Genomic DNA, 12,877 nt, shown 5'->3' with positions numbered 1-12,877 from the left:
ATACCACCTGCCCAGGCACAGACACCGACCCGGAACCCGCTCAAAAACCCATCAGAAGATCCATTTCAGGCCACGTCGGTGGAACAAGGCTTAGCCTGGCCTGCAGCATCATCTGCTGGCGACGACTGAGGAACCTCCCACTGAACGGAAAATCCCAGTTCATCCGGGCAGGGTGGAGTGTCCGATCGGCATTGGCTGAACGGTCCGGTTCGGTGGGAGTCAGGTGGCTGGTTCGACGGGGGCGAGCGTGACTGTGTGGCCGAGGGCTTCGAGTTGCCGTACGAGGTCTCGAGTCCTGCGGACGGGATTAACCGAGCGTTGGTGATGGCCGGGGCCGAGGTCTTCGAATCGGGCAGTCGGATCGTCGATGAGGTGCCAGATGATAACGAGCATCGACCGGGCCACAGCGACGATGGCCTTCTTGTGACCTCGACGCTTGACGAGCCTGCGGTAGCGGGCACCGAGGAAGGTATCGGTGCGTGCTGCGGCCATGGCGGCTTCGCCGATCATTCCCTTCAGCCACGGATTGCCGTGCCCGGTGGGCCCGGAGGTGTTCTTCCCGCCGGACTGGATAGTGCGGGGAGTCAGCTTGGCCCATGAGGCCAGATAGTTCGCCGTCGGGAAGATCCGCATGTCCGGGCCGAGTTCGGCCAGGATCACCTCGGCGGCAGTCCGGCCGACTCCGGGAATCTCGTCCAGGCGCTCGACCAGCGGCAGCAGCCCGCTCTCCCCGGATGGGTCGGTCTCGTCGGGCAGAGTGCTGCCGTCCCCGCCCGGCCGTGGTGGAGCGATGCATGCGAGTTGGGCAGTGATGCGCTCGGAGAGTTCGTCGACCTGGGCGGTGAGGCGGTCGATGGTCTCCATCAGCACGCGGCACATGTAAGCGTGGTGTGCGTCGAACTGGCCGGTTAACGCCTCAACGAGGGCGTTGTGTTTGGAGATCAGCCGGCCACGGGCGAGAGCGGCCAGGGCTTGGGGGCTTCGCTCGCCACCGATCAGTGCCTCCAGCATGGCCCTGCCCGAGAGGCCGAAGATGTCACTCGCCACCGAGGAGAGTTTGATCTGTGCGTCCTCCAGCACCTTCTCGACGCGCTGCTTGTTGCGGCTGCGTTCGCCGATGAAGACTGCGCGCAGCCGGGTAAGGTCACGCAGTTCCCTGATCGGCTTGGGCGGGACGAAAGACGGACGGAGCATGCCTCGTTCCGCGAGCTTGCACAGCCACACGGCGTCGATCTTGTCGGTCTTGGGTCGTCCCGGGACGTTCTTCACATTGCGGGCGTTGACCAGCCAGCATTCCAGACCACGGGCCTCGAGGAGGTAGAACCAGGGTTTCCAGTAACTGCCAGTCGCTTCCATGACCACCCGGGTGACGCCCTGGCACATCAGGTGATCTCCCAGCTCCAGGATGGCGCTCGTCGTGGCGCCGACGTTCCATACCCGTTGGGTGCGGCGTCCCTCGATCCGTTCGTGCGGTAGTCGTACGCAGAGCATCCCGGACGCCTTGGCCACATCGATCGCGGCGACTCGCTCCACAAGCTCCGCCGCCTGCTCGGCCACTACCTCGGAGTCATCCATCCTCATCCCCTTCCGATGCTCGGACCCGCCAGGAAGCAGCCGCCCGCAGGGCCGTCAGGGGCAACGAGAATCTGAACGGCGTGCTCGAAGGCGACAGTGTGCGGCCCCTCCGGCCGGCCCGGTGCCAGACTCTGTCCCGGGTTCGAGGTCCCAAAGAGGGAGCGGCATCGGCGGGCGGCCACCCGGCCCCATTTTCGCGCCTGCGAGGCGTCCCCGAAGGGGAGTTGGATGACTCTGTTAGGAGTCCTAACTGTGCGGCACCGTTGCGAGCCCCTACGGCCAATCGCCGTGGAACGATGGCCAATTGTCAGCGAAAGCGCGGGCTGTTGGCTCGCAACGACGGGTTCCGCCGGCCCTGCCATGGCCGCCGCCCACACCGGTATCGCCGTGGGCCGCGCCGGATCCGACCTTGCGCTGGAGACCGCCGATGCCGTGATCGTGCGCGACGAACTCACCACCATCCCCACCGTCGTCAGCCCTGTCCCGGCAGGCCCGGCGCCTGGTGGTGCAGAGCCTGATCATCGCCTCGCTGTTCATCACAGGCCTGGTCATCTGGGACCTCGTAGGAACCCTGCCGCACCGCTGGGTGTCGCCGGACACGGGATTTACCGTCATCGTGGGCCTCTACGGCCTGCGCCTACCGGCCGAGGCCGCCTGGCGCCGCGCCCTGCCGCTTGCCTTCAGTGGTGGCGCCGAGAAAGGCACGGGCTGACAGCAACAACAGGACGGGTACCGCGATGTCGGCGATCAGGCTCCGTGCGAGCAGCGTGCTGTCGTGGTCGGCGATGGTGGCGGTGTAGCCGATCGCCGCGATCAAAACGAACCAGCAGGCGAACCACGCCCACCGTTCCCCTCGACGGAAGGGAACGAGAACAATGACCAAGAAAAGCAGCGCGAAAGTGAGTTCGTGCAGCGCATAGCCGTATTCCAGTGTGGTGATGTAGTGCGCCGCTCCTGGTGCGGAGCCCTTCACGGTGTTGAACGAGGCGCCGGCCAGCTTCGTGAAGACCGGCGCATGGTCAGTCGGCAGGCCGTGGGAACGGTCGGAGAGTATGTCCATGATCGGCGCCATCAGCAGAAACAGCCCGATCACCGTCAACCCGATCCAGGCCATGGTCCTGGTCCTCGCCGGCACTGCCGTCATGTCGCCCCCCGTTTGCCTGTTGCGCAACGGATGCTCAAGAGGCATCCCACATTGAGCAGTTGCCATGATGGGGGCTGAGGTGCCGCCTGCACAGCCCCCGGCAAGCTCCTGCCCCGGAACAGGGAGACCGAAGAGCGTATTGAGGAGCGCGTCTTCCGCTATAGGGCGGTCAGGGCGAACGCATTCCGTTAGGAGTTCTAAGTGCCGCGGCGATGACGTGACGAAGTGCTAGGCCTTTCGGGTGCAGACATCCCAACTCCTCGTGGTGGCAGAGGGGTTGCGTGTATGTCACGTCATCGATCTACTGGCCGCGGCTGTGGGGCGATCGATGCGAAGGAGTACGGCCGATGGCGTTCGAGGGGGATGCGACGGTCCGCATAGGGTTCGAAACCCAAGGAGCAACGGAGGGCGCCTTTACGCCGCTGGCATCCGACGATCCGCGCGAGGTGGGCGGCTACCTGTTGCGCGCGCGGATCGGTGAGGGCGGGATGGGGTCCGTCTACCTGTCCTACACCCCGGGCGGACGGCCGGTCGCACTGAAGGTGGCGCGGGCCGAGTTGGCCGCGGACCCGGGCTTTCGCAGCCGGTTCGCCAAGGAGGTGCAGATTGCCGCCCAGGTCCAGGGCCTGTACACGGCTCCGGTGATAGACAGCGATCACGCCGCGCCGCGTCCGTGGTTGGCGACCGCCTACATACCAGCTCCCTCCCTAGGGACGGTGGTGGCACGTGGGGGACCTCTCCCAGCCGACACGGTGCTTGTGCTGGTGGCCGGAATAGCGGAGGCTCTGCAGTCCATCCATACCGCCGGCATCGTGCATCGGGACCTGAAGCCGGGAAACGTGATCGTGGCCGCGGACGGTCCGCGGGTGATCGACTTCGGTATCTCCCGCGCGGTGGAGAGTTCCTCTCTGGCCCTGACCGCGACGGGCGTCAGGATGGGCACTCCGGCGTTCATGGCACCCGAACAGGTCCGCGGCCGAGGTCTCGGCCCGGCCACGGATGTCTTCGCCCTGGGCGCCCTGGCCTATTTCGCCGCCACCGGCGAACTGCCGTTCGGCGGCGACGCGGCCGTCTTCCACCGCATCACCTCCGAGGAGCCCCACTGGGAGGACGCCGACGCGAGGCTGCACCCCGTCCTGGAAGCGTGCCTGGCCAAGGACCCCGAGGACCGTCCCTCCCCGGCCCAGATCATCGAGCTGTGCCGGCAAGCCTGCGCCGATCACCGACTGCACATCGGTGAAGGCTGGCTGCCTCCCACCGTGACGGCCGACGTGACCCGCCACGCGCAGGCGCCGGTGCCGGACCTGCCGCCCACCTTCCTCCCGGGCCCCAAGCGCGCAAGGCGCCGGATCATCTGGGCCGCGCTCGCAGCGGCGGCGGCGCTGGTGGCCGCAGGCGCCGGCATCGGCGCCACACTGGCCGATACGCCGCCGCAAGCCCGGGACACACCACCGACCCGCGGTTCATCGACGCCAGCTACGCCCTCCACCTCCGCTGCCACGTCAGCGTCCTCGCCCGCGTCCGCCGGTCCGGCATCGAAGCCGTCACCCTCCGCCTCCTCTGGAGTCCCGGACACCATCCGCTGGCACGGCAGGCTCGACGTCATCTATTACGGGACCCACCTCGACGACGTGCCGCCGTCGGTAGCGGACGTCGGGCCCTACGACGTCTCCTGGACCGGAAGCACGGACACCATGCAGGGCAACGTGGCGCAATGGACGTCCAAGACCAACCCCACCGGCAAGGAGTGCTCCGATCTGGTGACCACCCGTCCGGAAGGCTCCGTGACGGTGAACCGGCGCGGGATGCGCCTGTGCATGACCTCAGCCCAGGGCAGACCCGCCTTCGCCACCGTCATCGACTTCAACGGCGACACCATCGCCCTGGACCTGACCGTCTGGGAGTCGCCCGCAGGAAACTGATCCGCACAGCCACCGCCCAATCAGGGCGCAACCCCCGCACGTAGGCCGTCCGGACGCCCGTCGTTGCCTGCTGAGCAACGCTGGGTCGAACAGGGGTCCTGGTCGGATGATCTTTCGGCGGTGCGCGCATCTGTGGGCACACGTCAAACGCAGCCTCGCCAACCTCGCCGCCGTCGCCCTCGACCGCCTGGAAACACTCGTCCCCAACCGACTCAAACGCCTCCCATGCCGGCCCCGGCACCCTCGTCGGCTTCACAGCGGGCACCGGCCTGACCCTCAACGGTCCAGCGTCACCTTGACGAGCCGAAGTCAGTGGCCTCACTCACTGGTTGTCGTACTCGTCGTGGCGGCGCCACCAGTGGCCGGTCTCGTTGCGGCCGAGGGGTGCGCGGTCGAGCCACTGGTACATGCCCCACAGGGCGTCCAGCCCGCGCGCATACGCCGAGTAGGTGTGGTAGACGGTGCCGTCCTGCAGCGCGAACGCGCTCACGCCGGGTCCTTCTCGCCGGTAGGTCTCCCAGTCCGTGTCTACGATCGACTGGGTGAAGGCGTCGCGGGAACTCTTCTCGTCGGCCGTTGCCGGCCGCAGGTCCTCCTCACCGAAGTTGTACGCGACGGCTCCCGCTTCCCACTCCTGCTCGGTGTGTGCCACCCCGAAGTCGAAGTTGAAGTCGCTGCCGTAGGAGGACGCCCACGGGAAGGTCCAGCCCATCCGCTGCCGGTACGCGTGGAGCTTGGCGAGCGGGGCCCGTGACACCGCGCAGAACGTGACGTCGTGGTGGGCGAGGTGGACCACGGAGCCGTTGAAGCCGTCGGCGATCGCCGAGCAGGACGGGCATCCGGCGGTGTAGTCGGGCCCGAACATGAAGTGGTAGACGAGCAGCTGCGAGCGTCCCTGGAACAGGTCGGCGAGTGACACCGTGCCCTTGTCGGTCTCGAAGCGGTAGTCCTTGTCGACCCGGACCCAGGGCAGCTCCTGTCGTCGCCGGGACACCTCGTCGCCGTGGCGGGTCAGCTCCTTCTCCGCCTTGAGCAGTTCCAGTCGCGCGGCCAGCCACTCCTCGCGTGTCCCCGTCTTATGAGTCGTCATCGTCTGTCTCCTTATCTTGTTTCTTTTCGATTTACTTGTCTTGCTTTCCTGCCGTCACATCGGTGGTGGTGCGAGCCCCGGGACCAGGAAGGGTGCGACGACGATCAGCAGTCCGAGCCCGATGATCGCCAAGGCCGCCGGAACGTCGATCGCGCTCTTCGCGGGCAGCAGCTTCTGTGCGCACATGAGGACGGCGACCACCGACATCCACAGCGGGCTCATCACGTCCAGTGCCACCAGCATCGCCATCAGCCCGATGCCGGAGCCGACGCAGTACAACCCGAACCTGAGTCCGCAACCGGCGTCCTCGTGGCAGCGTTGCCGGAAGTGCCGCTTGACCGGCGTGAGTTCATAGGCACCCGCCGCGATCACCACCACGCCGGCGGCCGCCGACCCGTGTGGCCGGTCCAGCGCGTACGCCACCACGCCTGCGAGTACCCAGACGGCCAGGTAGGACCCGGTGAACGGCAGCACACCACGCAACCCGCCGTTTTGGCGGACATGCCTGGCGAGGGCCGGGGCAGCGCCCGGCAGCATCATCGCCGCCATCATCGTCGTCCACGTCGCGGCGAAGGGCCCCGACGACCCGGGCCTGGTCGCGAGCCCCATGTCCATGCCGCGCATCAGCCAGAGCGAGACCGCCCAGCAGGCCGCGGCGAGCCCGAGTGCCACCCCTGCCGCGATCGCCGGCTCGGCCGGCCGCTGGGACTCGGCGTGCACCATCGGATCTCCTTCCGCGCCGGTCCCGGTCATGTGGATCCGCGCGCCTGGTCGTCGAGGTGGTCCTGCAGCGCGCCGAGCGGGCCGTCCCAGTCGCGCGCCAGCGCGGCCAGGAACTGTTGCGCCACCTGCATCGACGCGGAGCACAGCCGGTACCGCACCCGGCGCCGCTCGCCCGGTTCGGCCGTTACCAGGCCGGCCTCGGCCAGCAGGGCTAGGTGTTTGGCGATCGCCTGCCGGGTGATCGGCAGCCGCGCGGCCAGGTCCGTGGCCGTGGCCGGCCCTCCCGAAGCCAGCGCGGCCAGGATGGCGCGCCGGCTCGGGTCGGCCAGGGCGGCGAAGACCTGTTCGGCGATCGCCTCGGTGTCAGGCTGCGGCATCGAGGTGGTCGACCAGTTCGCCCAGTTCGTGCGTCCAGCCCTTGGTGTGGTCGTCGTACTCCTTGCCGCGGACGTCGTCCGGGAGCTGGGCGAAGCCGGTCTCGACCACCGTCAGCCGGGTGCCGGAGGCGACCGGTTCGAGCGTGAACTCCACATAGGTGCGGCGCGGATCATCCTCGGGCAGCCCCGGGACCTTCCAGGTGTAGCCGAACACCGTCGGCTCCTCCACCCGTTCCACCCGCATGTCGGCGGTGTGGCCGCCGTCCCATTTCATCCAGGCCGAGCCGCCCGGGCGCAGATCGATCCCCGCCTGCTGGCCGAACCAGGCGCTCAGTCCCTCGGCCGTGGTGAGCGCCGCCCACACCTTGGCCGGCGTGTGCGCGATCTCGATGGTCCGCTCGATGCGATCAGGGAATGCCATGACTACCTCCATAGGTATAGCAACCACCTGGTTGCGATGTTATGGCAACCAATAGGTTGCGTCAACGGGGTCGGCTCCGGAGTCCTAACAGCAGGGAACAAGTAACCCGCCGGTAGCTTTCAGGGTTTCGTGACCGCGGTCTCTCGTCGAAGGGGACCGTGTGTCCGGCGCCGTGCCGCGCCCACGGAACCGCGGCCATCACCACCGCGCGCACCCGGCAGGCCACCCGGGGCAGGTCCGCCTCCAGGTAGACCTTCAACAGCCCGTCCTCCAGCGACCGCCAGCGCCTGCGGTGGCCCCGGTCGTACAGCGGCACGCGCTGCCGGCACACCCCGCACCGCGGCCGCCGCATCCACCGCCGGTCCGGCCGCACACAGACAACCTTCACGGTTCGACCGGGTGAACGTAAATCCCTTCGACCACCGTCCGCTCGACCCCGGCTGCCCGAACCTCTACGTTCATCACTACGCAGGGTGCGGCATTGTTCATGTCAGGACGCGCACTGACCCACACATCCGGGCGAAGAGCCCCCGTTACGGAACCTACATGCGCTGTAAGGTCTGCGATTCCGTGAGCACTGGTTCCTGCGGGAAGAGTAATTGTCAAGAACTGTGGATCAGCTCGGATGGGTGGCCCTCGCCGAGCGAGCGCGGGTGAGGGCCACGAGCTCAGGATTTGTCACACGACATTCGATGAACAGGCTGGCCTCCCATTCGTTCATGGTTCAGGGCGGGAGGTTGGCTGTCGCAGGTGCTCCCCTCGCAGCACCTTCGCCCCGTCGAGTCGGACGCGGAGGTGGGCGACGGCTTTCTGCGGCTCACCGCGCTGGACGAGACGTTCGGCGAGTGCGATGGCGCCGTGCACCGTTCCGGAGCGGAGAAGCTCCTCGTCAGATCTGGTGAACGCGGCCAGCTCCGCTTCGGCATCCACGGCACGGCCGCACTGCTTCATGACCTTGGCCCGCATGAGTGCCTGTTCCTGGCGGTTCCCGCCGTGGCGGGCGAAGTAGTCGTCGACATAGGCAAGGGCGTCGTCGGCCCGCCCTGTATCGACCAGGATGCGGCAGAGCAGATGGATGATCCAGTCTGAGTCGCCGCCAGCCGTCTCCGCGACCGGGCGCAGCACCTCGACCGCCTCGTCGTGGCAGCCGTGACGGGCGAGGAGCTCAGCGAGGTGGAAGGCCGCATGGGGATTTCCGGTCCCGGCGGACTCCCGCAGTAGGGCAACCGCCTCCGGGACCCGGTCCTGTTTCTCCAGCAGGTCAATGAGGGCGGTCAGGGCGTACTCCTCGCCGCCTTCGGCCGGGAAGGCGCGCAGCTCGGCCTCACGTCCGTGACGGGCCAGGAGACGGGCAAGCTGCTCGGCGTGGCCGGCGTAGACGATGCCGCCGACACACACGTGCCTGCCCAGCAGCACGATCGCCTCGTCGATCCGTCCTTGGCGTTCCAGAAACGTGGCGTGCAGGGGGACAGTGTCCGAAGCGTCCGAGCCCCAGGGCTCGAACGGGTCCGTCGGGCCGACCCCGACGCTGGGGAGCAGTGTGTCGATCTCGGCGTCGCGGCCGTGGCCTGCGGCGAGCTCCACCAGCTCCTCGGCAAGCAGGAGGTCTGCGGCACGCGGGCCGAGCAGGGCGACGATCTGGTCGAGGTGGCCCTGTCGGGCGAGGAGGCGCGCCAGGTCGCGTAGTGCGTACCGGTGGCCCGTTTCGGCGAGCGGACGCAGCAACACGATGGCCTCGTCGACGCGCTCCCAGTCGGCGAGCAGCCCAGCGACGGTGCTGACAGCCGGCCACCAGCCGGTGGCTGCGAACGGCCGCAGCAATGCCAGGGCTATCGCCTGCCCGTCCGGGCCATGCGCGGAAGCGGCCTCAGCGAGTCGGCGGGCGCAGAACCAGTCACCGTGGGCGGCTGCCTCGCGCAGGATGCCGTGGTGGCCGTGCTCGTGAAGTAGCGCGGCAACGGTGGGTGGAATCCAGCCGTCGTATGCGCGATGGCGGTGGTCGAGGTCGGCTGCGTCCATGGTCGCGAACCCTAGCTTGCGCAGCCGACCGGATCGGCGCCTCCAGCAGCCCCATGCGGGAGGCATCCTGGTGAGGTCCGCCAGGGGGTACGTCAATGTCAGGCGGCCTGAGGCTCAGCCCGCTCGACTAGGATGCCATTTTCAAACCTGGCGCCCGCGCGGACTAGCGGAACCAGGTTGGCTGGCGGTGATCGCGCGCCAGCGGGCGTGGGCGGACTCGTCCAACCCTCACCTGCTGGTCAGCCAGAAGACTGCGGCCGACCTCGACCACCCGGCCGCCAGCATCGGCACCCTGAGCGGAGCCCTTCCCCGCGGGCTGACGCTGAGCGGCCTGAAACAAGACCGCATCCTCAACGAAGCAGCCGAAAGCGCCGACCCACTCAGGCTGATGCGTCTGTTCGGCATCACCGAGCAGGCCGCCATGCGCTACGTCACCGCCGCCCGCCCCGAACGAACCGCCAAGCTGCCCAGGAAGCCCGCCTGGTTCAGCCCTGGAGGGTGGCGAGCCAGTCGGTCAGCAGGCGGTTGACCTCGTCGGGGCACTCCTGCTGGATCCAGTGGCCGCAGCCGTCCAGGAGGTGGGAGGCGGACAGGGCGGGGAGGGTGGTGGGGTAGGCGTCGATGGCGTCGGACATCCAGGTGGTGGAGGCGTCCAGGGCGCCGCCGACGAACAGGGACGGCTGCTTGATCGAGGCGCCACGGTGCGGGGCGAGGTCCTCCCAGTCGCGGTCCATGTTGCGGTACCGGTTGAGGGCGCCGGTGATCCCGGTGCGCTCGAACTCCCCGGCGTATACGTCGAGGTCGTCCGCGCTCAGCCAGGCCGGGAGAGTGCCGGCGGGGAAGCGGTCGCGCAGCCGGCCGCCGTGGGGGACGAAGTGCGGGTCGGGCTCGCCCTGGGCGGGCATGGTGTCGGCAGACAGGGCCGCATAGAAGCCCGCGAGCCAGCCCCGGACGTCGGGCTCGACCTCCGCCTCGGCGCGGCCGGGCTCCTGGAAGTACGAGACGTAGAACTCCTGCTCGGGGCCGCCGATCTGGCCGAAGACTTCGGTGGGGCGGGGACCGCCGGGCGGCGCGTACGGGACGCTCAGCATGGCGACGGCGCGGAAGACCTCAGGGTGGAGCAGGGCGGAGGCGGAGGCGATGTTGGAACCCCAGTCATGGCCGACGACCACCGCGCTCTCCTCGCCAAGGGCGCGAACGACGGCGACGTTGTCCTCCACCAGGTCGAGCATCCGGTAGGCGTCGGTCGCGGCGGGCTTGGAGGAGCGGCCGTAGCCGCGCACGTCGAGCGCCACCGCCCGGTAGCCGGCCGCGGCGAGGGCCGGGAGCTGGCGGCGCCAGGAGTACCAGGACTCGGGGAAGCCGTGCACGAGCAGGACCAGCGGGCCGGCGCCCTGCTCGACCAGGTGCAGGCGACCGGCCGGGGCCTCAACGGTGCGGTGGCGGAGTTCGGCGGACGGCTCGGACTGCATGTGGGCTTCTCCTCGGTTCGCGGGCGGACGCGGGTACCCATCGATCATGCGGCGCGGTGACCGCCCGACACGATTAGCCTTGCCATTCTGGCAAACTTGCAGGACAGGGTGATGGAGCGCCACGTTCGGGAGGTGCAGGGGCGGTGGCAGGCGACGATGTGGCCGAGACGCTGGCGGCGATGGGCCCCCGGCTGCGGGCCGCGCGCGAGCACCGCGGCGCCACGCTCACCGGCGTCAGCTGTGCGACCGGCATCTCGCCGAGCACGCTGTCGCGGATCGAGACCGGCCGGCGCAAGCCCACCCTGGAGGTGGTGTTGCAGCTGGCGAAGGAGTACGGCGTCTCCCTGGACGAGCTGGCCGGCACCGCACCCGCTCCTGCGGCCGAACGCCGCACCTCGGCGCCGCTGAGCTTCGGCGACGACAAGGCAGTGCTACCGCTGACCCGCTACGTCGGCGGACTGCACGTCCACAAGCACGTCCTGCCCGCCGTCGAGGAGCCGCCGGCGCGACTGCGGCAGGTCTCCCACGAGGGCTACGAGTGGCTGTGCGTCCTGTACGGGCGGCTGTGGCTCGCGCTCGGGGACCAGGACCTCGTCCTGTCCGCCGGGGATGTCGCCGAGTTCGACACCCGCACCCCGCACGGGGTGGCGAACGCCGGACCCGGCGGGCCAGTCGAATACCTGATCATGTTCGGGCCCCAAGGCGAGCGCCTGCGGCCGCGCACTCTGCCAACCACTGGCCCCGGCGCCCGCCAGCCGAATTGAGGCCGGGCGGGTCGCGGGGCACAGCCGTAAGATCCGGAACTCGCACCGACAAGACAGCAGAATCACGAGCTGCGCGCAGGTTCGCGGCCAAGGGCTGCCTAGACTCCTGGATCTCGCGCGCTTCAGTCCGAGTGCAGGCGAAAGTCGATTGGGCCGATCCGGATCGGTGCCGTACAGTGCACCGTGCCGACGCGGGGTGGAGCAGCTCGGTAGCTCGCTGGGCTCATAACCCAGAGGTCGCAGGTTCAAATCCTGTCCCCGCTACTCAGACGTGAAGGCCCCTCAACGAGGTCTCCTCGGTTCCGCTCCAGCAGTGCCTGCGCCACTTGCAGACGGCGTTCACCAACTTCTTCGGCAAGTGGGCGAATTACCCGCGTTTCAAGTCGCGGAAGAAGTCGCGGAAGTCCGCTGAGTACACCACCAGCGGTTTCCGTTTCCGCGACGGTGCTCTGACGCTCGCCAAGATGCGTGAGCCCCTGGCGATTGTCTGGTCCCGGCCGCTTCCGGTGGGCGCGAAGCCGTCCTTGGTGACCGTCTCCCAGGACGCGGGCGGACGCTGGTTTGTCTCCCTGCTGTGCGACGACCCCGCTGTCAAGCCGCTCCCCGCCACCGGCACGGCAGTCGGGGTTGATGTCGGACGCGACCACTTGCTGACCCTGTCCACCGGGGAGAAGGTAGCCAACCCGAGGCATGAACGTGCCGACCGGGCCCTGATCGCGCTGGCCCAGCGTCGCTTGGCGAAGAAGGCCAAGGGCGACGGCGCCAACCGCCGCAAGGCCCGGCAACGGGTCGCCAAGGTCTATGCCCGGATCGCCGACCGGCGCCGTGACGGGCTGCACAAGTTGACCACTCGTCTCGTTCGTTAGAACCAAATGATCGTGATTGAGGACCTGACCGTGCGCAACATGGTCAGGAACCGGAGGCTGGCCCGCGTGATCAGCGACGCGGCATGGTCGCAGTTCCGGACCCTGCTGGAGTACAAGGCCCTGTGGTACGGGCGGGAAGCGGTCGCGGTCGACCGCTTCTTCCCCTCCTCCAAGCTGTGCTCCACCTGCGGCATCTTTGCCGAGAAGATGCCGCTGCACGTCCGTACCTGGACATGCGACTGCGGAACGACCCACGACCGGGACGTGAACGCGGCGAAGAACCTTCTGGCCGCCGGGCTGGCGGTGACAGTCTGTGGAGCTGATGTAAGACCTCAACGGAGTCCGGGCGGGCAGTCGGCGACGAAGCAGAAAGCATCACGGCGCGAGCCGTGAGAATCCCCCTCCCTGGAGGACCCCGTTGCTGATCTCTCAAATCTGCCCTCGTGCTTGGTGCCGAAGCGGGATGGTGGGCGGAGGATCGAGTTCGTTGGCGGTGATGTTCAG

12 protein-coding genes, 1 tRNA gene and 2 pseudogenes are annotated in these 12,877 nt (G+C 68.4%); 6 read left to right on the top strand and 9 right to left on the bottom strand.

The genetic code is table 11. From position 1 onward, the window contains the following. Positions 1 to 219: 219 nt before the first annotated feature. Complete coding sequence (locus AB0M27_RS44055) at positions 220 to 1,575, bottom strand: IS110 family transposase (RefSeq protein WP_365731282.1); 1,356 nt, start codon at positions 1,573 to 1,575, stop codon at positions 220 to 222. Positions 1,576 to 1,929: 354 nt separating this feature from the next. Between AB0M27_RS44055 and AB0M27_RS44050 the strand changes: the two are divergent. After that, a pseudogene (locus tag AB0M27_RS44050) lies at positions 1,930 to 2,287 on the top strand (heavy metal translocating P-type ATPase); the annotation flags it as partial. Here the strand turns inward: AB0M27_RS44050 and AB0M27_RS44045 are convergent. After that, the gene (locus AB0M27_RS44045) at positions 2,213 to 2,689 is read right to left on the bottom strand and encodes a hypothetical protein (RefSeq protein WP_365731280.1); all 477 of its coding nucleotides are present in this window, start codon (positions 2,687 to 2,689) and stop codon (positions 2,213 to 2,215) included. The pseudogene AB0M27_RS44050 and the gene AB0M27_RS44045 overlap by 75 nt on opposite strands. Before the next feature lie 377 nt (positions 2,690 to 3,066). Between AB0M27_RS44045 and AB0M27_RS44040 the strand changes: the two genes are divergently transcribed. Next, positions 3,067 to 4,641 (top strand): serine/threonine-protein kinase, encoded by a 1,575-nt coding sequence (locus AB0M27_RS44040; RefSeq protein ID WP_365731278.1) that lies wholly within the window; start codon positions 3,067 to 3,069, stop codon positions 4,639 to 4,641. 322 nt (positions 4,642 to 4,963) lie between these two features. On the opposite strand, the gene AB0M27_RS44035 is transcribed toward AB0M27_RS44040, so the two are convergent. The 6 genes from AB0M27_RS44035 to AB0M27_RS44010 all read right to left on the bottom strand — a co-directional run bounded on the left by AB0M27_RS44035 (position 4,964) and on the right by AB0M27_RS44010 (position 9,271). Next, a complete protein-coding gene (locus AB0M27_RS44035; RefSeq protein ID WP_365731275.1) occupies positions 4,964 to 5,731 on the bottom strand; it encodes a DUF899 domain-containing protein in 768 nt (255 codons plus the stop codon). 54 nt (positions 5,732 to 5,785) lie between these two features. Next, complete coding sequence (locus tag AB0M27_RS44030; RefSeq protein ID WP_365731272.1) at positions 5,786 to 6,454, bottom strand: DUF2182 domain-containing protein; 669 nt, start codon at positions 6,452 to 6,454, stop codon at positions 5,786 to 5,788. A 26-nt stretch (positions 6,455 to 6,480) separates the two neighbouring features. After that, positions 6,481 to 6,831 (bottom strand): metalloregulator ArsR/SmtB family transcription factor, encoded by a 351-nt coding sequence (locus tag AB0M27_RS44025; protein WP_365731269.1) that lies wholly within the window; start codon positions 6,829 to 6,831, stop codon positions 6,481 to 6,483. Then, on the bottom strand, positions 6,818 to 7,252 hold the full coding sequence (locus AB0M27_RS44020; RefSeq protein ID WP_365731267.1) for an SRPBCC domain-containing protein: 435 nt from the start codon (positions 7,250 to 7,252) through the stop codon (positions 6,818 to 6,820). Before AB0M27_RS44020 ends, AB0M27_RS44025 begins: the two co-directional genes overlap by 14 nt. Before the next feature lie 61 nt (positions 7,253 to 7,313). Then, positions 7,314 to 7,604, bottom strand: coding sequence for a transposase family protein (locus AB0M27_RS44015; protein ID WP_365731265.1), 291 nt, complete (start codon positions 7,602 to 7,604; stop codon positions 7,314 to 7,316). Between the two features lie 365 nt (positions 7,605 to 7,969). Continuing rightward, positions 7,970 to 9,271 carry a hypothetical protein gene (locus AB0M27_RS44010; RefSeq protein ID WP_365731263.1) on the bottom strand — a complete coding sequence of 434 codons (1,302 nt, stop codon included), beginning with the start codon at positions 9,269 to 9,271 and terminating at the stop codon, positions 7,970 to 7,972. A gap of 187 nt (positions 9,272 to 9,458) precedes the next feature. Between AB0M27_RS44010 and AB0M27_RS44005 the strand changes: the two genes are divergently transcribed. Beyond that, positions 9,459 to 9,800 (top strand): hypothetical protein, encoded by a 342-nt coding sequence (locus AB0M27_RS44005; RefSeq protein WP_365731261.1) that lies wholly within the window; start codon positions 9,459 to 9,461, stop codon positions 9,798 to 9,800. Here the strand turns inward: AB0M27_RS44005 and AB0M27_RS44000 are convergent. Next, positions 9,757 to 10,743 carry an alpha/beta hydrolase gene (locus tag AB0M27_RS44000; protein WP_365731259.1) on the bottom strand — a complete coding sequence of 329 codons (987 nt, stop codon included), beginning with the start codon at positions 10,741 to 10,743 and terminating at the stop codon, positions 9,757 to 9,759. The two genes, AB0M27_RS44005 and AB0M27_RS44000, sit on opposite strands and share 44 nt — an antisense overlap. A gap of 143 nt (positions 10,744 to 10,886) precedes the next feature. Between AB0M27_RS44000 and AB0M27_RS43995 the strand changes: the two genes are divergently transcribed. The 3 genes and pseudogenes from AB0M27_RS43995 to AB0M27_RS43985 form a co-directional block, all read left to right on the top strand. After that, on the top strand, positions 10,887 to 11,507 hold the full coding sequence (locus tag AB0M27_RS43995; protein ID WP_365731257.1) for a helix-turn-helix domain-containing protein: 621 nt from the start codon (positions 10,887 to 10,889) through the stop codon (positions 11,505 to 11,507). A gap of 190 nt (positions 11,508 to 11,697) precedes the next feature. Further along, positions 11,698 to 11,771: transfer RNA gene (locus AB0M27_RS43990), tRNA-Met, on the top strand. Between the two features lie 17 nt (positions 11,772 to 11,788). Continuing rightward, a pseudogene (locus AB0M27_RS43985) lies at positions 11,789 to 12,766 on the top strand (RNA-guided endonuclease TnpB family protein); the annotation flags it as partial. Between the last annotated feature and the right edge of the window lie 111 nt (positions 12,767 to 12,877).

Origin of the sequence: Streptomyces sp. NPDC052107 (assembly GCF_040680215.1) — a bacterium.
GTDB lineage: Bacteria > Actinomycetota > Actinomycetes > Streptomycetales > Streptomycetaceae > Streptomyces.
This window is presented reverse-complemented; position numbering and strand designations above follow the sequence as displayed.

Bases quoted from the DNA above. Each gene is read 5' to 3' on its own strand.
- AB0M27_RS44055 (WP_365731282.1), bottom strand. From the start codon at position 1,575: ATGGATGACTCCGAGGTAGTGGCCGAGCAGGCGGCGGAGCTTGTGGAG.
- AB0M27_RS44045 (WP_365731280.1), bottom strand. From the start codon at position 2,689: ATGGCCTGGATCGGGTTGACGGTGATCGGGCTGTTTCTGCTGATGGCG.
- AB0M27_RS44040 (WP_365731278.1), top strand. From the start codon at position 3,067: ATGGCGTTCGAGGGGGATGCGACGGTCCGCATAGGGTTCGAAACCCAA.
- AB0M27_RS44035 (WP_365731275.1), bottom strand. From the start codon at position 5,731: ATGACGACTCATAAGACGGGGACACGCGAGGAGTGGCTGGCCGCGCGA.
- AB0M27_RS44030 (WP_365731272.1), bottom strand. From the start codon at position 6,454: ATGGTGCACGCCGAGTCCCAGCGGCCGGCCGAGCCGGCGATCGCGGCA.
- AB0M27_RS44025 (WP_365731269.1), bottom strand. From the start codon at position 6,831: ATGCCGCAGCCTGACACCGAGGCGATCGCCGAACAGGTCTTCGCCGCC.
- AB0M27_RS44020 (WP_365731267.1), bottom strand. From the start codon at position 7,252: ATGGCATTCCCTGATCGCATCGAGCGGACCATCGAGATCGCGCACACG.
- AB0M27_RS44015 (WP_365731265.1), bottom strand. From the start codon at position 7,604: ATGCGGCGGCCGCGGTGCGGGGTGTGCCGGCAGCGCGTGCCGCTGTAC.
- AB0M27_RS44010 (WP_365731263.1), bottom strand. From the start codon at position 9,271: ATGGACGCAGCCGACCTCGACCACCGCCATCGCGCATACGACGGCTGG.
- AB0M27_RS44000 (WP_365731259.1), bottom strand. From the start codon at position 10,743: ATGCAGTCCGAGCCGTCCGCCGAACTCCGCCACCGCACCGTTGAGGCC.